An 18,856-nucleotide genomic window follows, 5' to 3' on the forward strand; every position below is an offset into this window, starting at 1 on the left:
TTATTGACTCCGGTTGGTTTTACTTTCGCCGATTAATTCGGCAATCCCGCCAATGGCGCCCATGAGATTGCTGGCTTCCAGCGGCATCATGATGACCTTGCTGTTGTTGGCCGAGCCGATGTGTTTTAACGCATCGGTATATTTCTGGGCGACAAAATAGTTAATCGCCTGGATATTACCCGCCGCGATGGCCTCGGACACCATTTTGGTGGCGAGTGCCTCAGCTTCAGCCGCGCGTTCACGGGCTTCCGCCTGCAAGAATGCCGCCTGCCGTTCACCTTCGGCGTTGAGTATTTGCGATTGTTTTTCCCCTTCGGCGCGCAAAATGGCCGCCTGGCGTACCCCTTCGGCTTCGAGGATGTCCGCCCGTTTGGTTCGTTCGGCTTTCATCTGGGCATTCATCGCCGAAATCAAATCAACGGGTGGCCGAACGTCGCGAATTTCGATACGGGTCACTTTTATGCCCCACGGATTAGTGGCTTCGTCGACGATATGCAGCAGGCGAGTATTGATACCGTCGCGCTGGGACAGCATTTCGTCGAGTTCCATGGAACCCAGCACGGTACGAATGTTGGTCATGGTTAAATTGAGGATAGCCTGTTCGAGGTTACTGACCTCATACGCGGCCCGCGCCGGATCTACTACCTGGATAAAACAGACAGCATCAATGGTGACATTGGCGTTGTCCTTAGAGATGATTTCCTGGGAAGGAATATCCAGCACCTGTTCCATCATATTGATTTTTCGGCCAATACGATCCATAAAGGGCACAACCAGATTTAACCCCGGTTTCAAGGTAAAGGTGTAACGACCAAAACGTTCTACCGTCCACTGATAACCTTGCGGAACAATTTTCACCCCGGCCCACACGATCACCAGAGCCAATATAATTATAATGGGGACAACCGTTAACATAGGCGAAATATCCATAGTGACTTCTCCATTCCATCCAAGAGTGAACAACAACCTACCCGCGCTGGTACCACAACATTTTCGGGCTGCGGCCAGCATGACATAAAATTTTAAACATTCGCTTAATAATACGCTTTTGCGGGGGATCTGACGCGCTGTGAACCCAGATTCAGTGACTCAAGTACAATTTTTAAACAATAAAGGCGTGGGGGAGCGAAAAAATGCCCGTATAACCTTCGAGTTTCACGTTGTAGGGAAGTTGGCGGCACTTTTTCACCCGAATCACTCAGTCAGCTCTTCGGGTTTTTTATACTTGCCGCCTTCTCGCAACGCGAAAACTATTGGCGAGAGTAGAATGCGAGTGGTTTTATCAATAGAGTAAAGAATAGAGCTGACGACGATACTTGGCAGCCAGTGCGTCGCCGGTACCCAACGCGGCCAAAATATCCATCAGTGTTTTGCGGACATCGCCACCGGCCGCGGTGAGATCATTACGTAAATGGCCGATCAACAGTTCCAGCGCTTCTTCATTTCGTCCCACCTGATGCATTTGCAACGCCAACTGTACGGCCAACGCCGCATCTTTCGGGTTATTTTGCACCTGCTGCTGCAACTGCTGAATTTCCGGCGTGTCTGCCGCCAGTTTCAACAACTCAATTTTGGCTACCAGGCCTTGATAACGGGTATCTTTATCCTGCAGCGGCACCACTGCCAATACGTCCTCGGCATCCTCGGTGCGGTTAAGCTCAATATAGGTCTGCGCCAACAGCAGGCCGGCTTCGGTGGATTTCTCAGTTAACTGCCATGCTTCTTTAAGCAGCGGCAACGCCTGAACATATTGGCCTTCTTGCATCAGGTCGCTGGCCTCGGCCATTTTTAATTCGGCGGGGTTAGGCAATACCCGCGCCAGCAGTTCGCGGATGGCTTCTTCCGACTGGGGTCCCTGGACACCGTCCAGCGGTTGACCGTCTTTAAACAGATATAGCGTCGGAATTGAGCGTAGGCCAAACTGGGCGGCCAATTGCTGCTGGGCATCGCAATCCACGTTCGCCAGGACAAACTGACCGGCGAATTCATTTGCCAGCTTATCGATAATCGGCGTCATTTGCTGGCAATGCGGGCTGCGTTCCGACCAGAAATAGAACAGCACCGGCTGAGACATGGATAATTCCAGCGTCTGCTGCAGGTTTGATTCATTAATATCAACAATAGTGGCTTGAGCTAACATGAAATTCTCTCTCATCCGTTTTAGCAATATATTGGGGCATCTTTCCCCGTCTCAATGGCTAGCGCGTAAAATCATATCCAGGTAACGCCCTGGCAGCAAACGACGCAATAATGATAAACAGCTAGCGACCAGGGTTACCGGATAACGCAGTCGGGGACGTGGATGCTCTAAAGCATGGTGCAATTTTGGCAGGATTGCCTGCGCAGGCAACGTAAATCGCTTGGCGATGCCGGGATTGGTCACCGGTTTGTCCGCCCGGGATAGGTTTACGTTGCTGGTAAAAGCGGTAGAAATCGGTCCCGGTTCAATTAGACTGACATACAGACCGGTATCATGCAACTCCATGCGTAAGGTATCCGACCAGGCCTCAAGGGCATGTTTACTGGCGGCGTAGGCGCCGCGATCGGGTGTACACACCAGTCCCATGATCGAACTGGTTTGGATAATCCGTCCTTCACCGTGAGGTAGCATGGCGGGCAGTAATCGGCGGGTTAATTGGTGGGTGCCGAACAGGTTGCTGGCGAATTGCTGTTCCAATTGCCGGCGGGTAAGATCCGCCAGGGGGCCGTACATGCCATAACCGGCATTATTAAACAGCCCCCACAGCCGATTACCGGCCAGGGCGATGATCTGATCAGCGGCGGCGTCAACGCTGGCTTCATCGTCCAGATCCAACACCAGCGCCTCGAATCCTTCGTCCACCAAGCGAGCCACGTCTGCCGGTTTGCGGCAGGTGGCCAGCACCCGATAGCCCCGGTGACGTAGATCTATAGCCGCTACTCGACCAATACCGCTTGAGCAACCGGTAATAACCACCGTTTTTTGCATAACTTTACCCATTTTTCGCCTCGTCGGCCGGGATTTCGTGCTTAAGTAGGGGATACAACCGCGTCGACATCCATTGCGCAATAAAATCTTGGGCGTCGGCATTGGGATGAATCTCATCATCCTGCATCCACTGCGGTTTTAAATATACCTGCTCCATAAAAAAAGGCAGCAACGGCACGTGATATTGTTGCGCCAGCGCCGGATATATCGCGCTAAACGACTCGGTATAACGGCGCCCATAGTTGGCCGGCAGCATAATTTGCATCAGTAGAGGTTGCGCCCCGGCTTGCCTGATTTGCGTGATGGCCTGTGCCAAATCTTTGGCAATGGCCGGTGGCGGAAAACCGCGTAGACCGTCATTGCCACCCAGTTCGATAAGCACCCAACGGGGTTTATGATGTTTAAGCAGGGCGGGGAGGCGCGCCAAGCCTTGAGTAGCGGTATCGCCACTGATGCTGGCGTTAACGACGCGAATGCCATCCGGCTTGGCGCGCCATTGATTATCAAGCAATGAGGGCCAGGCTCGTTCCGCCGGCATACGATAACCTGCGCTGAGACTATCGCCTAGAATCAATAAGGTATCTGTGGCGAATGCCGGTACACTGAATACTCCCAACAGCAAAAGGAAGAGGAAATGCCAGCGGAAAACGTTGTTGAAGTTCATCATCTTAGTAAACACGTCGGTCAAGGAGAAAACCAGATCTCCATCCTTACCGGAGTTGAGCTGCTTGTCAAACCCGCTCAGACAATTGCGTTGATTGGCGAGTCGGGTTCCGGTAAGTCAACGCTATTGGGCATTTTGGCTGGATTGGATGATGGTAGCGAGGGGGATGTATGGCTGTTGGGGCAATCGCTGGCGAAACTTGACGAAGAGCAACGGGCGGCATTGCGTGCCAAGAGTGTGGGTTTTGTCTTTCAGTCTTTTATGTTGGTACCGACGCTTACCACCCTGGAGAACGTGCAATTGCCAGCGTTGCTGCGTGGCGAAAGCGAACGTCAGAGCCGGGGACAGGCTGTAGATTTATTGGAAAAGCTCGGGTTGGCGCAACGTCTTAACCACTTGCCGGCCCAACTGTCCGGCGGCGAACAGCAGCGCGCCGCCCTGGCCCGTGCCTTTAGCGGTCGGCCGCAGATCCTGTTTGCCGATGAACCGACCGGCAATTTGGATCGCAAGACCGGCGATCGTATCGCCGACCTGTTATTTTCACTCAACCACGACTATGCCACCACACTTATCCTGGTGACGCATGATACTCAGTTGGCCGCCCGTTGTGAGCGGCGTTTACGCCTGCAGGACGGCAAACTGCTGGAGGTGGCATGATCGCACGATGGTTTTGGCGTGAATGGCGCTCACCTTCATTAATCATAGTCTGGCTGGCCTTGACCCTGTCAGTCGCCTGTGTACTGGCCCTGGGGAGCATGAGCGATCGGATGCAAAAGGGGTTAGGGCAACAAAGTCGTGAATTCCTGGCCGCCGATCGGGTCTTGCGTGCGCCGCGACCGGTGGACGAAGCTTGGCTGCGTCAGGCACAGGGCGACGGGTTGCTGCTCAGTCGTCAAATCAGTTTTATGACCATGACCTTTGCCGGCGACAATGCCCAATTGGCCGATGTCAAAGCCACTGATGCACGATATCCACTGTATGGTGTGCTGACGACCCGCCCGGCTAATTTGCGCGCCGCACCGGGTACGGTGCTGGTGGCGCCACGCCTGTTGGCCCTGCTCGGCGTAAAAGTCGGTGACCCCCTGGAGGTGGGTAACGCCACGTTGCGTATCGCCGGCGAGGTTGTACGCGAACCGGATAGTGGTTTTAATCCTTTCCAAACTGCGCCCGGCATCATTATTAACCTGGCGGATGTGCCAAGCACCGGCGCGGTTCAGCCCGGAGGCCGGGTAACCTGGCGTTATCTGTTTGCCGGCGCTGAGCAACCTTTGCAAAATTTTGAACAATTCCTGTTGCCGAAACTGGCTGACGACCAGCGCTGGTATAGCATGGACGACTCCAGTGGTGCGTTAAATTCCACCTTACAGCGAGCCCATGATTTTCTGGTGCTGTCGGCGTTGCTGACGCTACTGTTGTCGGTGGCGGCGGTGGCGGTGGCCATGGGACATTACTGTCGCAGCCGTGGGGATGTGGTGGCCATTTTGAAAACACTCGGCGCGGGACGTCGGTCGTTGATGAAATTGGTGGTAGGGCAATGGCTGGCATTGCTGATATTTTCCGGTGTTTGCGGCGGTCTGATCGGCTTGTCTTTCGAAGCGATTTTGCTGCGGGTACTGGCGCCGGTGTTGCCGGTAGCCCTGCCCGCGGCGAGTGGGTGGCCATGGCTGTGGTCACTGGGTTCGCTGGTGGTCATCTCCCTGCTGGTGGGGTTGCGTCCCTACCGCCAATTGTTGGCGACCAGACCGTTGCGGGTACTGCGGCGGGATACGGGCCGTATTGTTTGGCCCTTGCGCATCTATTTGCCGGTGGTCGCACTGATGGTGCTCGGATTGCTGACGTTATTGGCCGGCGCTAATGCACTGTTATGGTCGTTGGTCGGCGGCATCGTCATGTTGTCGCTGCTGCTGGCGGTTATCGGATGGGGGGCCTTATGGATTTTGCGGCGCCTGACTGTGCGCCGTTTGACGTTGCGTCTGGCGATCAATCGTCTGCTTCGCCAACCGCTGGTGACCATGAGCCAACTGGCGGCATTCTCGATGTCTTTTATGCTGCTGGCGCTGTTATTGGTGATGCGCGGTGATTTGCTGGAGCGCTGGCAACAACAGTTGCCGCCGGACAGTCCGAACTATTTTTTGCTGAACATGACCACGGAGCAGGTGCCCCAGGTTAAGGATTTCCTTGCCGGTAAATCGGTCCAGCCTGGCGTATTTTATCCGATCATTCGCGCTCGTCTCACAGAGATTAACCAGCAAAAGGCCACCGAGGTGATCCATGAGAATGATCCAGGCGGTCGAACGGTCAACCGCGAACTTAATTTGACCTGGCTATCGGAGCTGCCCGAGCATAACCAAATGTTGAACGGGCAATGGCCACCCAAAACGGGTGAAGTTTCCATTGAACAGCAGGTGGCTGAACAGTTGCATCTCAAACCAGGGGATATGCTGACGTTTACCGGCGATACGCAATCCTTTAGCGCCAAAGTCAGCAGTGTGCGTAAAGTGGATTGGCAGAGCCTAAGACCCAATTTCTTTTTTATCTTCCCTCCTGGTGTGCTGGACCATCAACCACAGACCTGGCTGACCAGTTTTCGTTATCACGGCGATGGCAAGGTGATGGTACAGCTGAATCGGCAGTTTCCAACGTTGAGTTTATTGGATGTCGGCGCGATACTCGATCAGATTGGTCAAATACTGCGGCAGGTGAGCCGAGCCCTGGAAATCATGGTGATTTTGGTGTTGATCTGCGGTGGTTTATTATTAGCGGCTCAAGTGCAGGTGGGCATGCGCCAACGTCAGCAAGAACTGGTGGTTTACCGCACGTTGGGCGCCGGTAGAACCTTGTTGCGCGCCACGTTATGGAGCGAGTTTGCCTTATTAGGTGGGGTCGCTGGGCTGGCGGCGACGGTGGGCGCTGAGGTGGCGTTGGCCTTGTTGCAACGTCGTGTGTTCGATTTTCCGTGGCAGCCAAATTATATGTTGTGGTGGATGTTACCCCTGGGCAGTATGCTGCTGCTATCGCTTATGGGCACCCTGCTGGGCATCAGGTTGATCACGGCCAAAGGAGCCTATCGCCAATATCAGGGCTGATATTTTACGAAAAAAAAACATTGATGCAACAAAAAATCTTCAGGAGTGAGACATCCAGGTTGACAGTTACCGGCCGTCTACTGCACAGTAACGGCCAGGTAATATGACCCTTTGGCAGACCCGTTCTGCCCAATTGAAGCACCTGGAAGTGTTTCCTGGAAATACCGTATTTCCGTTTATGCTCCCAACTGGTGCCAACGGTGAACGCAACGGTTTCGCACTCTTCAAGATAGTTGCAATCGCTTTGTAATAGAGGAGTTTACGTAATAAATGTCCACAACCTCCAAGATTATCTATACCCTTACCGATGAAGCTCCGGCCTTGGCGACCTATTCCCTGCTGCCGATCATCAGGGCGTTTACTCAATCCCTGGGGATCGCGGTAGAAACGCGTGATATCTCGCTGGCCGGTCGCATTCTCGCTAACTTCCCTGAATATCTTAAAGAAAATCAAAGAATAGCTGACGATTTGGCTGAGCTGGGGCACCTGACGGTAACACCACAAGCCAATATCATTAAATTACCCAATGTCAGCGCCTCCTTGCCGCAGATAAAAGCCGCTATCAAAGAATTGCAAACCCAGGGTTACGCGGTGCCAGACTATGTCGACGAGCCGAAAACCCCGGCGGAAAAAGAGGCCAACGCCCGTTACGATAAAATTAAGGGCAGCGCGGTAAACCCGGTGCTGCGCGAAGGCAATTCCGATCGACGCGCACCGCTATCGGTTAAAAAATATGCGCGCAAACACCCGCACCGTATGGGGCCTTGGTCTGCTGACTCGAAAACCCATGTTGCCCATATGACCGACGGCGACTTTTACGGTAGCGAAAAGTCCGCGTTGATTGCGGCCGACGGTAGCGTCAAGATTGAGCTGTTTGCCAAAGACGGCGGTGTGCAGATACTGAAAGCGAAAACCGCAGTGAATACCGGTGAAATTATTGATGCGTCCGTGATGAGCAAAAAAGCGCTACGCCGGTTTATCGCCGAGCAAATTGAGGATGCCAAACGTCAAGGCGTGCTGATGTCGGTGCATCTGAAAGCCACGATGATGAAGATTTCCGACCCCCTCATTTTTGGCCAATTCGTCGCAGTGTATTATCAGGATGTGCTGACCCGTTTTGCTGATGTACTTGCACCGCTGGGTGTGGATGTCAGCAATGGTATTGGCGATGTATACGCCAAGATAACATCGCTGCCCGCTGCACAACAGGATGATATAACACACGCCATCCAGGCGTTGTATCAGGTTCGTCCGCCACTGGCGATGGTGAACTCCGATAAGGGTATTACCAATCTGCATGTGCCCAGTGATGTGATCGTTGATGCATCGATGCCGGCGATGATCCGTGATTCTGGTAAAATGTGGGGCCCTGATGGCAAACTGCATGACACCAAGGCGATCATCCCCGATCGCTGTTATGCCGGCGTCTATCAGGTGGTTATCGACGACTGCAAACTGCATGGTGCCTACGATCCGACCACCATGGGCAGCGTTCCCAACGTCGGCCTGATGGCGCAAAAGGCAGAAGAGTATGGTTCTCACGACAAGACGTTCCACATTCAGGCTGATGGGGTGGTTAAAGTCACCGACGAACATGGCCAGGTGCTGCTGGAGCAGGCAGTGGAAAGTGGTGATATTTGGCGGATGTGCCAGGCTAAGGACGCACCTATCCAGGATTGGGTGAAACTTGCGGTGAACCGTGCGCGTGAGTCTACAACACCGGCTATTTTTTGGCTGGATCCACAGCGCGCTCATGATGCGCAGATGATCCTTAAAGTGCGCCGTTACCTGCAGGATCATAATCTTGATGGGTTGGATGTGCGTATTATGTCGCCGGAAGCAGCCACCCGTTTTTCCATTGATCGCATTCGTGCCGGCCTGGATACCATTTCCGTCACCGGCAATGTGCTGCGTGATTATCTGACCGATCTGTTCCCGATTATGGAGTTGGGTACCAGTGCCAAGATGTTGTCCATCGTACCGTTGATGAGCGGCGGGGGGCTGTTTGAAACCGGTGCTGGTGGTTCTGCTCCCAAGCATGTTCAGCAGTTCCTGCAGGAGAACCATTTGCGCTGGGATTCTCTGGGTGAGTTTCTGGCGCTGGCGGCGTCGTTGGATTTTGTGGGCTCATCCAGTGCCAACGCCAAAGCGAAGGTTCTGGCGAAAACGCTTGATCAGGCTAACGGTCAGTTCCTGGATATGAATAGGTCACCTTCGCGTAAAACCGGTGAACTGGATAACCGTGGTAGTCATTTTTACCTGGCACTGTATTGGGCTCAGGCGTTGGCAGGTCAGAATGAGGATCCGGCGCTGCGCGATCAGTTTGCTCCGTTGGCGCAGGTGTTGGCTGACAATGAGGATAAAATCGTCGCTGAGCTGAATCAGGTTCAGGGCCATGCGGTGGATATTGGTGGGTATTATCATCCGAATCCCGTGTTGGCCAGCCAGGCGATGTGTCCTAGCGCGACGTTGAATCATGCGCTGCAAGGCGTCATGATCTAGGGGCGGCGTGTTCGCCCTTTAACCGGGTTTGCGGTGCGATCGGTGATCGCGGGCCTAGCGTACCATGGGGCGCTCTGGCGGCCGGTAAACGGCCGCTTCGACCCCATTGGCACGCTCTCCCTTTAACCGGGTTTGCGGTGCGATTGGCGATCGCGGGCCTAGCGTACCATGGGGCGCTCTGGCGGCCGGTAAACGGCCGCTTCGACCCCATTGGCACGCTCTCCCTTTAACCGGGTTTGCGGTGCGATCGGTGATCGCGGGCTTAGCGTACCATGGGGCGCTTTCCCTTTAACGGGGCTGCTCGTTAATGCGCCGCTACGTCCGCGGCGTATGGAGATGGAATAATGTGTGATATATCCGTTGTTTCGCGGGCTCTGTTGAGGTCATATGCGGCCTGCATTGCCAACCATAGGCGTGCCGAGATACCGAGTCCTGCCTCAAGACGAACCGCCATTTCAGGGGATATTGCGCTTTTTCCGCTAGCGATTTTGCTTAGGGATGAAGGCGTCACACCTAAATCTCTAGCCAAGGAGCGAAGACTTACGCCGAAATCTTCAAGGTATTCCGTGACCAGACCTCCCGGATGAGGGGGATTGAACATAGCCATCAGTGATAGTCCTCCAGATTCAAAATGTAAGCATCACCGTCTATGAATTCGAAGGTGATACGCCAGTTGGCACGTACGGTAACAGAATGAAGGTTCTTTTTATCTCCTTTCAATGTGTGAAATCTAAAGCTAGGGAACTGCTTAAAGTCATCAATGGTGATCGCCTCGTCGATGGCCAATAGGCGCAGTCTTATTCGTTCTACGTCTTGTGCCTGTACACCACTTTCATCGTCTTTCTCATACAGTTTTTGCAATCCCTTATGCTTCCAGCTTTTGATCACGCCGCGACCTCCTGTTTCCCGTAAGGAAACACTATACCATATGTTTCCTGTTAGGCAACACCGGTAGTGGATCAGTCATGCCAGGTCTTTTCAAATTTCGTTTATGTAAATATAGCTGCGGGAGGTGAAAAAGAGGCAGAACCATTGGTGCGCTCTCACTTTAACGTGGTTTGCGGTGCGATCGGTGATCGCGGGCCTAGCGTACCATGGGGCGCTCTGGCGGCCGGGAAACGGCCGCTTCGACCCCATTGGTGCGCTCTCCCTTTAACCGGGTTTGCGGTGCGATTGGCGATCGCGGGCCTAGCGTACCATGGGGCGCTCTGGCGGCCGGGAAACGGCCGCTTCGACCCCATTGGCACGCTCTCCCTCTAACCGGGGTTGTGGTGCGATCGGTGATCGCGGGCCTAGCGTACCATGGGGCGCTCTGGCGGCCGGGAAACGGCCGCTTCGACCCCATTGGTGCGTTCTCCCTTTAACCGGGTTTGCGGTGCGATCGGTGATCGCGCAGCAGACCATCGCCAGGGGTTAGCTGAGTTCGGCGAGTTGTTTTTGTGCCCAGGTGAGGGCGGTTTGATACTCATCCGACAGTAGCGTAGCCAGGTAGTCTAGGCTGTGGCGGAGGTATCGCTCGTCGGGGTGGTTGAGGTTGAGATGGCCGACCTTGCGTCCAGGGCGAACGTCTTTTTCATACCAATGCAGGTTAACCAGGGGATCGGCCAGCCAGTCGGTATTGATATCAGTGCCAATGAGGTTGATCATTACCGACGCAGAAGTGACCTCTGGTTCAGGCAGGGGTAGGGCGAGGATGGCGCGCAGATGCAGCTCGAATTGGCTTAGCGATGCGCCGTTTTGTGTCCAGTGACCGCTATTGTGCACCCGTGGCGCCAGTTCATTAATCAGCAAATCGCCGTCCAGAATAAAGCATTCCATCGCCATGACACCGACATAACTGAGTTCATGCATAATCGCTGATAGCATGCTTTGTGCTCGGCGCTGTAGCGCGCTATCGGGCTGCGGCAATGCCACACTGGCGCGCAGTATGCCATCCTGGTGAAAGTTATGGGTGAGCGGGTAGAACACCATGCTGCCATCGTAGGCGCGGGCGCCGATCAGCGACACTTCACCGGAAAAACCGATACCCTTCTCAACGATACAACTACCATAACATTCCTGCTCAAGTGATGCTTCATCCCCCGGAGATAAGCGCCATTGCCCGCGTCCGTCATAACCGCCGACGCGGCGTTTAACAATAGCCAAATTATTAAAAGACGCGAATACTTGTGGCCATTGTGCGGCGGCACTGAGCTCTTCCCAAGGGGCCGTGGCGAGCCGTAAGTCGTCCAGCAACGTTTTTTGCGTCAGTCGGTCGGCCAGGCGCGGGAAGATGTCCCGATTGACAAACGCCTTGTGGTTGGCAAGTTCGCGCGTTAGCGTGGTTTGTGGCCAACGTTCTATTTCGGCAGTAATGACGCTTTGCTCAAACGGCAACGAGTGTGGGTCGGCATCCAGTCCTACCGGGAACACCGCAATGCCCAACGGTTCGCCGGCCTGGCGCAACATGCGGCCCAATTGACCGTTGCCTAAAACACAGACCGGTTTCATGCTTCCTCCAGTGGGTCGGGGTGAGCCAACACCGTATCGGTTTGCGCTCGTCGCCAGGCGACCAGGCGAGCATGTAACCCTTGGTCATGTAATGCCAGGATCTGCGCCGCCAGTAGCGCGGCGTTGGCCGCTCCGGCTTTACCTATGGCCAATGTGCCCACCGGTACGCCGCGCGGCATTTGGACAATAGAATAAAGACTGTCAACGCCACTGAGCGCCGCACTTTGCACTGGCACACCTAATACCGGTACCAGTGTTTTTGCCGCCAGCATTCCCGGCAGATGTGCCGCGCCGCCAGCACCGGCGATAATGACCTGGTAACCCGCGCCGGCCGCCTGTTCGGCAAAGCTGAATAATTTATCCGGAGTACGATGCGCCGAAACAATCTCCGCATGGAAGGGCAATTGCAGCTCGGTGAGAATATCGGCGGCAAATTGCATTGTGGCCCAGTCGCTTTTGGACCCCATGACAATGGCAATTTTTGCCGGGGCAAGGTTGGATTGCATGCGCGTAGTTGCTCCTGTGCTATTAATCAACGCCCCCTGTCACGCCGGGTGCCGCCGGGGGGCGCTATAATGAAGAGGGCGTAGAGCATAGCATGTGATCCAGGCGAGGAAAACGGTTGCGTAGCCGTGTTCGCCATAATTTAGTGGCTAAAAAGGAAACTCCACCAGCTCTACGCTTTCCCTGGTCACTTTTATCATGGATCCTTGCTGATGCCACGCACCGAGCACCGCGCGATGGGCTTTTCCCTGGGGAAGAACAACGGTATGGATAGCCGGCCGATGGGTGTGACCGTGAATCATCCATGTCACATCATAGCGTGAAAATGCCGCTACCACGGCCTGCGGATTGACATCCATAATGGCTGCGGATTTTTCCTGATTGGCCTGTTGGCTGCCTGTTCGCAGTTGCTGGCCGATGCGCACACGTTTTTTTAGCGGCAACATCAGGAATAGCCACTGCACCCAGCGCCGGTTAACCCGCCGTCGATAACGTTGGTAAGCCAAATCATCGGTACACAGCGTGTCGCCGTGCAGGATAAGCATGGGACGATCGTATAACGTCAGTAATTTCTCTTGCGCAAGTATCGTCATGCCGCTGGCCCGGGCGAAACGCTTGCCAATAAGCAGGTCGCGATTGCCATGGATAAAAAAGCAGGGTACACCCTGTTGCTTGAGCGTATTGAGCGCTAGGGCTATTTCGGCATGCAGCGGCGACGGGTCGTCATCGCCGATCCAGATTTCAAACAAATCTCCCAGGATATACAGTGCGTCGGCGTGAACGGCCTGCTGCTGTAAAAAACGCAGAAAACCGGCGGTGATCGCCGGTTCATGAATACTGAGATGCAGATCTGCAATAAACAAAGTTGCCATGGCAACGATTATTCGTCTACGGTCACGCCAGTAATAATCACATCTTCTTTTGGCACATCCTGATGTGGGCCACTGTTGCCGGTCGCCACATTTTTGATTTTCTCTACCACGTCGAGTCCGTCGGTCACTTCGGCAAACACACAATAGCCCCAGCCGTCAGCGCGTTCAGAACGGAAGTTAAGGAAATCATTGTCAACCAGATTGATGAAAAACTGCGCAGTGGCGGAATGCGGATCGTTAGTACGAGCCATTGCCAGGGTGCCACGGGTATTTTTCAGGCCATTATTGGCTTCATTTTTCACCGTTGCACGGGTCTTTTTCTGCGTCATGCCAGGTTCAAAACCGCCGCCCTGGATCATAAAACCATTAATTACGCGGTGGAAAATGGTATTATCGTAAAAACCGTCGCGGCAGTAAGTCAGAAAATTTTCAACGGTTAATGGAGCTTTATCAGCGAAGGTCTTAATGACGATATCGCCGTGATTGGTATGAAGAGTGACCATAAATAGTTGTCCTACGAGTCAGTAAATGAGTTGCTCACAGTCAGTGATCAAGCAGACTGAATTTATAACATAAGTCCGGGGCTGAGTCAGCATTCGCCGCAGTGAATGCTGATTTCTGGCATGAAAAGCGTGCGGGTTGCGCTGGTCGCCGTCAGGAAAATAACATTTTATTACCGGCCCCGATCTTGAATTGCCAGCGCCTTCGGGTTTCAGTACGCTGTTAACAATGAGCCCGTTCGCACTTGTCGGTATACACACACGTACCCCCGCTAACACCATGGAATGAATTTCGATGCTGAAGATTTATAATACCCTGACACGACAAAAAGAGGATTTTAAGCCTATCCATACCGACAAAGTCGGCATGTACGTGTGTGGCATTACCGTCTATGACCTATGCCATATCGGCCATGGGCGGACGTTTGTCGCGTTTGATGTGGTGACCCGTTATTTGCGTCACCAAGGCTATGACGTCAACTATGTACGCAATATTACCGACATAGACGACAAAATCATCCATCGTGCGGCTAAAAACCAAGAGACAATTGAACAGCTGACTGGGCGCATGATGGCGGAAATGCATCAGGATTTTGACGCGTTAAAAATCCTGCGACCGGACAGTGAACCCCGTGCCACACGCCACATGACGGAGATCGTCGAGTTGGTCAGTACCTTGCTGCAAAAAGGTCATGCCTACCAGGCGACCGATGGCGATATTTTGTTTGCAGTAGATACCGATCCTACCTACGGGGTACTCTCCCGGCAGGATCTCGAACAGCTTCAGGCTGGCGCCCGGGTGGATGTGGGTGATGTGAAACACAATCCAATGGATTTTGTATTGTGGAAAATGGCCAAAGAAGGCGAGCCGAGCTGGCCGTCTCCCTGGGGTGACGGTCGCCCAGGCTGGCATATTGAATGCTCGGCCATGAATTGCAATGAGCTGGGGTCGCATTTTGATATCCATGGCGGCGGCTCGGATTTGATGTTCCCCCATCACGAGAATGAAATTGCCCAGTCCAGCTGTGCCCATGAAGGCCCCTACGTCAATTATTGGATGCATTCGGGCATGGTCATGGTCGATCGGGAAAAAATGTCCAAATCACTGGATAACTTTTTTACCGTGCGTGATGTCTTGAAGTATTACGATGCCGAAACCGTACGTTATTTTTTGATGTCCGGCCATTATCGCAGTCAGCTTAACTACAGCGAGGATAACCTCAAGCAGGCCCGATCCTCACTGGAACGACTCTATATTGCTTTACGCGGTACCGATCCACAGACGACGGCCGCGGGTGATGAGGCGTTCAAAGCACAGTTTACCGCCGCCATGGACGATGATTTTAATACTCCCGAAGCCTATTCCGTGCTGTTCGAGATGGCGCGTGAAGTCAATCGTCTGAAAGTTGAAGACCCGACGGCAGCGGTCGCGCTGGCGGCAGGGTTGCGTGATTTGGCTAATGTATTAGGCCTGCTGGAACAGGATCCGGAACAGTTCCTGCAGCATGGCGCTCAGGTCAATGAGAATGAAGTTGCCAAGATTGAAGCCTTGATCAAACAACGCAACGACGCACGCAGTAATAAAGATTGGCAGTTGGCTGATGAAGCCCGCGACCAGCTTAATGCGCTGGGTATTGTGTTAGAGGACGGCGCTCAGGGCACCATTTGGCGTAGAGGATAACTTCCGCTAGTCTTTTTCGAACGGAAATAGCAGAAGGGCGCGATAACAGGTTATCGCGCCCTTCTTGTATTGACTATTTACCTTTATTTTCGGCAAACCTACCGATGTTTATCCATCGGTTTATTCGACAATTTTCACCGTTTTTCCTAAAAATTCGACCTGCTGGTTAGCCACGATTTTACACCGCTTGCGGGTTTCCATCGTGCCGTCGACCTTGACCTGCTGGCCGTAAATAGAGGTTTTCGCTGCTGCGCCGCTGTGACACCAACCCTGAATCTTCAGTAAATCGCACAATGCAATGTACGGATGGCCGTCAAGAGAAAAAGTTTCCATCATGTTCCGCCGTTAAGATGCTATATCGTGAAAGTCTTCACATGCCTGCAAAGTGTTTTGAATTAAGGTTGCCACCGTCATTGGGCCAACGCCTCCGGGTACCGGGGTAATATAGGACGCACGTTGTGAGGCAGTGGCAAAGTCGACATCCCCCACCACCTTGCCGCTGGGTAATCGGCTAATGCCGACATCAAGCACCACCGCACCCGGTTTTATCCACTCACCCGGGATAAAACCGGGTTTACCCACCGCAACCACCAGCAGATCGGCGTTCTCGATATGCCGCTGCAAATCCTTGGTAAAACGGTGCGTTACGGTAACCGTGCAACCGGCCAGCAGCAGTTCAAGGCTCATTGGCCGGCCAACGATGTTTGATGCACCCACCACCACGGCGTTTACCCCGAACGTATCAATCTGGTAGCGTTCGAGCAAGGTCATGATACCGCGGGGGGTGCAGGGGCGCAGTAGCGGCGCGCGTTGACATAACCGCCCGACATTATATGGGTGAAACCCGTCAACATCCTTATCCGGCCTGATGCGTTCCAGCACGCTGATATTGTCAATACCCGCCGGTAATGGCAGTTGTACCAAGATACCATCGATGCGTTCATCGTCGTTGAGTGTATCGATCAGCTCCAGCAGTTCGGCCTCACTGACCGTATCGGGCAAATTATAGGAACGGGAGAGAAATCCCACATCCTCGCAGGCCTTACGTTTACTGGCCACGTAAATCTGCGACGCCGGGTCTTCTCCCACCAATACCACTGCCAGACCGGGCGCACGTCGCCCATCGGCTAGACGTTGACGCACCTGCGAAGCCACTTCATCCCTAACCTGCTGGGCAATCATTTTACCATCAATAAGTTTAGCAACCATCGGAATCGGTAATCCATCAGTGTAATCAAGCTGAGATGGGGGTATTTTGGCAGATGCGCGGCCCGCTGTCAGGCATTGAATGAAAACCTTTTGTTCAGCTTACGAGCACTTGGCAGAAAAGCCATTGACTCACTCCGCTTGCTACGTATAATCCAAACCGCATTACCCAGCAAATCCGCAGTCATGCGCCCTTAGCTCAGTCGGATAGAGCAACGGCCTTCTAAGCCGTAGGTCACTGGTTCGAATCCAGTAGGGCGTACCATTTATAATCAACGGGTTATGCTTCTTTCTTTTTCTCTCCAAATTCGCAAAGTGCCAGATTAGTGACATTGATTCCAATTATGCCGTCTATTTTCTTCGCGTGTTCGGTGAGATGGTTGGGTGCAAGGTGCGCATAGCGTTGTACCATTTCGATGCTTTCCCAACCGCCCATTTCTTGTAGTGCTGACAGCGGTACCCCGGCTTGGACTAACCAGCTTGCCCAGGTATGCCGTAAGTCATGAAAACGAAAGTCGGTGATACCAGCACGGCGGAGGCCAGTCCGCCATGCCGAGTTATCATCTACCCGCATCTTCCTAACTTCCTGCGTTCTACTTCCATCCGACCGGTGCCAGGCGCTCGTATGCACAAATACATAGCGCGAGTTCCTTCCTATTTGGTCCCTTAACACCTTAGCCGCTGTATCATTCAAAGCGACACCGATTGCTTTTCCTGCCTTGGCGTTCTCTGGATGGATCCAGGCAACTTTTCTTTGCAGGTCAATCTGTGACCACTCCAAGTCCAGAATGTTCGACCGGCGTAAACCGGTGGCCAACGCGAATATCACGATCGGCCTAAACCCTTCCGGCATACAGTTAATGAGCGTGACAGCCTCATCCCTGGTCAGCCAGCGGATCCGTTTGCTAGCTGGTTTGTGCGTTTTAATTACTGGTGCCTGACTTAGCCATTTCCATTCATCCGCCGCTATGTGGAACAGGCTACGTATAAATGATAGGTATTGGCTACGCGTGGACGCCGCTATGTACTTCGCCTTATATTCCGGTACGGGTTTCCCTTTCCTTAATGCCGCGTCCCTGCGGCTCTCCCAGATACGCCTATGACGCCGGTCAATCATCCCCGTTGTGGCCGCTACCACTTTATCTTCCGTGATACTTGAAAGCGCCTGTCCCTGAAAATGGCCGAGGAAGAACTCTATCTTTGTGCGGTCATCATCAAGCGATCGCTTTTGCTCTTTCTCCGTAAGCCAGCGTAGACATGCTTCCTCAAACGAATGATCCGCTATTTCTCCTAGCCGGCTAATCCGCCATGAGTCCGACTTTAACTTATCGTACAATTCCTGCGCTTGCTTCTTGTCTGCCGTTCCAAGGCTTTGCCTAACTCTTTTCCCACCCGGTGCAACGAAATCACAGTACCAGAGTCCGTACCGCTGTTTGAGTGCCATACAGTGTTCCTTTCTGAATGGCCGTCCTCTGCATTCACGGCCTGATTGTGTGTTTTCTGACTCACATGATCAATGCAGTCAGACTTTAATATTTCTAAACAACCACCACCATTGGCGCCGCTTTTCCCTGCTTTCAATCGTTTAGCAGCAATCAGTGTCCTAACTGAGCGGACACTCTTTTTTAGGAATGTTGCGGCCTCGGTGATGGTGAAAACCTCATCTCCGATATTGATGTCGTTCATACTTCACCTCTTTGCTCCCTATCGATAAGGCGCACAAAGTACACAAGCCATAGCTTTGCCGGGAAAGTGCCGGGAGGTAGGCATTGAATTTTTTGTGTGTGCTTATCGAGTAGGGCGGTAATGATGGGATCGTGTTTTGGTTTGGGCTGGTCTTTGTTAATAGTTTGGACATCGGAGCGTAACCTGTTAGCTACAGCGCCGATGTCAAACTATTTTTGTGTAACTATTTTAATTGGGCTGCCTTGTAAGTATGTTGACCGGTTATGTCGTCAATCTTGATAACATTTTTTTCAATCGAGTAGGTGATTTTTCCGTCGTTTGGGTCATCACGCCAACGGCCTACGTAGCTTGGTTCGGATGGATCGCCCGCACCTCGCCACATTATTTGATTCCCATCGACAATTTTACAGTGAAATTTCCATAATGAATTATCAGAAGGGCGATAATATTGAAGTGCAAGGAAATCCTTTGTGGATCCCTTTACCTTGATAATTTTAGGATCTCTACCAAAAGCCGCCGCAATGCCAGCCTTACATATTTGACTTGTTGTAAAATCTGCCGCAAAGACCGGCGATGTGAGTGACAGCGATAAAATTAGAACTATATTTGGATTCTTCATTAAAATTCCTTGCGCCATAAGGATGTAACCAGAAAAACACAATAGTAGGAGACATTAGGTAATCCTCCCATTTTTAAC

General features: G+C 52.9%; 18 protein-coding genes and 1 tRNA gene. 5 read left to right on the forward strand and 14 right to left on the reverse strand.

Features of this window, described 5'->3' with window-relative positions; genetic code table 11:
• The 4 genes from SJI19_RS09850 to tesA all read right to left on the reverse strand — a co-directional run bounded on the left by SJI19_RS09850 (nt 1) and on the right by tesA (nt 3,632).
• Entirely contained in the window at nt 1–915 is a 915-nt protein-coding gene (locus SJI19_RS09850; protein WP_323478103.1) for an SPFH domain-containing protein, read from the reverse strand.
• A 367-nt stretch (nt 916–1,282) separates the two neighbouring features.
• Complete coding sequence (locus tag SJI19_RS09855) at nt 1,283–2,140, reverse strand: co-chaperone YbbN (protein ID WP_323478083.1); 858 nt, start codon at nt 2,138–2,140, stop codon at nt 1,283–1,285.
• Between the two features lie 51 nt (nt 2,141–2,191).
• A complete protein-coding gene (locus tag SJI19_RS09860) occupies nt 2,192–2,968 on the reverse strand; it encodes an SDR family oxidoreductase (protein WP_323478104.1) in 777 nt (258 codons plus the stop codon).
• A 4-nt stretch (nt 2,969–2,972) separates the two neighbouring features.
• On the reverse strand, nt 2,973–3,632 hold the full coding sequence (gene tesA, locus SJI19_RS09865) for a multifunctional acyl-CoA thioesterase I/protease I/lysophospholipase L1 (RefSeq protein ID WP_323478105.1): 660 nt from the start codon (nt 3,630–3,632) through the stop codon (nt 2,973–2,975).
• On the opposite strand from tesA, the gene ybbA reads away from it, so the two are divergent.
• The 3 genes from ybbA to SJI19_RS09880 all read left to right on the forward strand — a co-directional run bounded on the left by ybbA (nt 3,603) and on the right by SJI19_RS09880 (nt 9,220).
• On the forward strand, nt 3,603–4,289 hold the full coding sequence (gene ybbA, locus SJI19_RS09870; RefSeq protein WP_323478084.1) for a putative ABC transporter ATP-binding protein YbbA: 687 nt from the start codon (nt 3,603–3,605) through the stop codon (nt 4,287–4,289). The genes tesA and ybbA overlap by 30 nt on opposite strands.
• Nucleotides 4,286–6,718 (forward strand): putative ABC transporter permease subunit YbbP, encoded by a 2,433-nt coding sequence (gene ybbP / locus SJI19_RS09875; RefSeq protein WP_323478085.1) that lies wholly within the window; start codon nt 4,286–4,288, stop codon nt 6,716–6,718. The genes ybbA and ybbP overlap by 4 nt, the downstream gene beginning before the upstream one ends.
• Before the next feature lie 270 nt (nt 6,719–6,988).
• Complete coding sequence (locus tag SJI19_RS09880; protein ID WP_323478086.1) at nt 6,989–9,220, forward strand: NADP-dependent isocitrate dehydrogenase; 2,232 nt, start codon at nt 6,989–6,991, stop codon at nt 9,218–9,220.
• Between the two features lie 304 nt (nt 9,221–9,524).
• Here the strand turns inward: SJI19_RS09880 and SJI19_RS09885 are convergent, their stop codons facing one another.
• The 6 genes from SJI19_RS09885 to ppiB form a co-directional block, all read right to left on the reverse strand.
• The gene (locus tag SJI19_RS09885) at nt 9,525–9,827 is read right to left on the reverse strand and encodes a HigA family addiction module antitoxin (RefSeq protein WP_323478087.1); all 303 of its coding nucleotides are present in this window, start codon (nt 9,825–9,827) and stop codon (nt 9,525–9,527) included.
• A complete protein-coding gene (locus SJI19_RS09890; RefSeq protein ID WP_323478088.1) occupies nt 9,827–10,108 on the reverse strand; it encodes a type II toxin-antitoxin system RelE/ParE family toxin in 282 nt (93 codons plus the stop codon). The genes SJI19_RS09885 and SJI19_RS09890 overlap by 1 nt, the downstream gene beginning before the upstream one ends.
• A gap of 525 nt (nt 10,109–10,633) precedes the next feature.
• Entirely contained in the window at nt 10,634–11,710 is a 1,077-nt protein-coding gene (purK, locus tag SJI19_RS09895; RefSeq protein WP_323478089.1) for a 5-(carboxyamino)imidazole ribonucleotide synthase, read from the reverse strand.
• Complete coding sequence (gene purE / locus SJI19_RS09900) at nt 11,707–12,216, reverse strand: 5-(carboxyamino)imidazole ribonucleotide mutase (protein ID WP_323478090.1); 510 nt, start codon at nt 12,214–12,216, stop codon at nt 11,707–11,709. The genes purK and purE overlap by 4 nt, the downstream gene beginning before the upstream one ends.
• Nucleotides 12,217–12,363: 147 nt before the next feature.
• Entirely contained in the window at nt 12,364–13,086 is a 723-nt protein-coding gene (locus tag SJI19_RS09905; RefSeq protein ID WP_323478091.1) for a UDP-2,3-diacylglucosamine diphosphatase, read from the reverse strand.
• Between the two features lie 8 nt (nt 13,087–13,094).
• On the reverse strand, nt 13,095–13,589 hold the full coding sequence (gene ppiB, locus SJI19_RS09910; protein ID WP_323478092.1) for a peptidylprolyl isomerase B: 495 nt from the start codon (nt 13,587–13,589) through the stop codon (nt 13,095–13,097).
• A 292-nt stretch (nt 13,590–13,881) separates the two neighbouring features.
• Here ppiB and cysS point away from each other — a divergent pair, with 292 nt between their 5' ends.
• On the forward strand, nt 13,882–15,267 hold the full coding sequence (gene cysS / locus SJI19_RS09915) for a cysteine--tRNA ligase (protein ID WP_323478093.1): 1,386 nt from the start codon (nt 13,882–13,884) through the stop codon (nt 15,265–15,267).
• A 120-nt stretch (nt 15,268–15,387) separates the two neighbouring features.
• Here the strand turns inward: cysS and ybcJ are convergent, their stop codons facing one another.
• Together ybcJ and folD are read right to left on the reverse strand one after the other, a co-directional pair.
• Nucleotides 15,388–15,600 (reverse strand): ribosome-associated protein YbcJ, encoded by a 213-nt coding sequence (ybcJ, locus tag SJI19_RS09920; protein WP_323478106.1) that lies wholly within the window; start codon nt 15,598–15,600, stop codon nt 15,388–15,390.
• Nucleotides 15,601–15,612: 12 nt separating this feature from the next.
• The gene (gene folD, locus SJI19_RS09925; RefSeq protein WP_323478094.1) at nt 15,613–16,476 is read right to left on the reverse strand and encodes a bifunctional methylenetetrahydrofolate dehydrogenase/methenyltetrahydrofolate cyclohydrolase FolD; all 864 of its coding nucleotides are present in this window, start codon (nt 16,474–16,476) and stop codon (nt 15,613–15,615) included.
• Nucleotides 16,477–16,661: 185 nt separating this feature from the next.
• On the opposite strand from folD, the gene SJI19_RS09930 reads away from it, so the two are divergent.
• Nucleotides 16,662–16,738 (forward strand) — tRNA-Arg (locus tag SJI19_RS09930).
• A gap of 15 nt (nt 16,739–16,753) precedes the next feature.
• Here the strand turns inward: SJI19_RS09930 and SJI19_RS09935 are convergent.
• Complete coding sequence (locus SJI19_RS09935) at nt 16,754–17,917, reverse strand: site-specific integrase (protein ID WP_323478095.1); 1,164 nt, start codon at nt 17,915–17,917, stop codon at nt 16,754–16,756.
• A gap of 465 nt (nt 17,918–18,382) precedes the next feature.
• A complete protein-coding gene (locus tag SJI19_RS09940; protein ID WP_323478096.1) occupies nt 18,383–18,778 on the reverse strand; it encodes a hypothetical protein in 396 nt (131 codons plus the stop codon).
• Nucleotides 18,779–18,856: the final 78 nt, after the last annotated feature.

Source organism: Acerihabitans sp. TG2 (genome assembly GCF_035013185.1).
Lineage (GTDB): Bacteria > Pseudomonadota > Gammaproteobacteria > Enterobacterales > Enterobacteriaceae > Acerihabitans.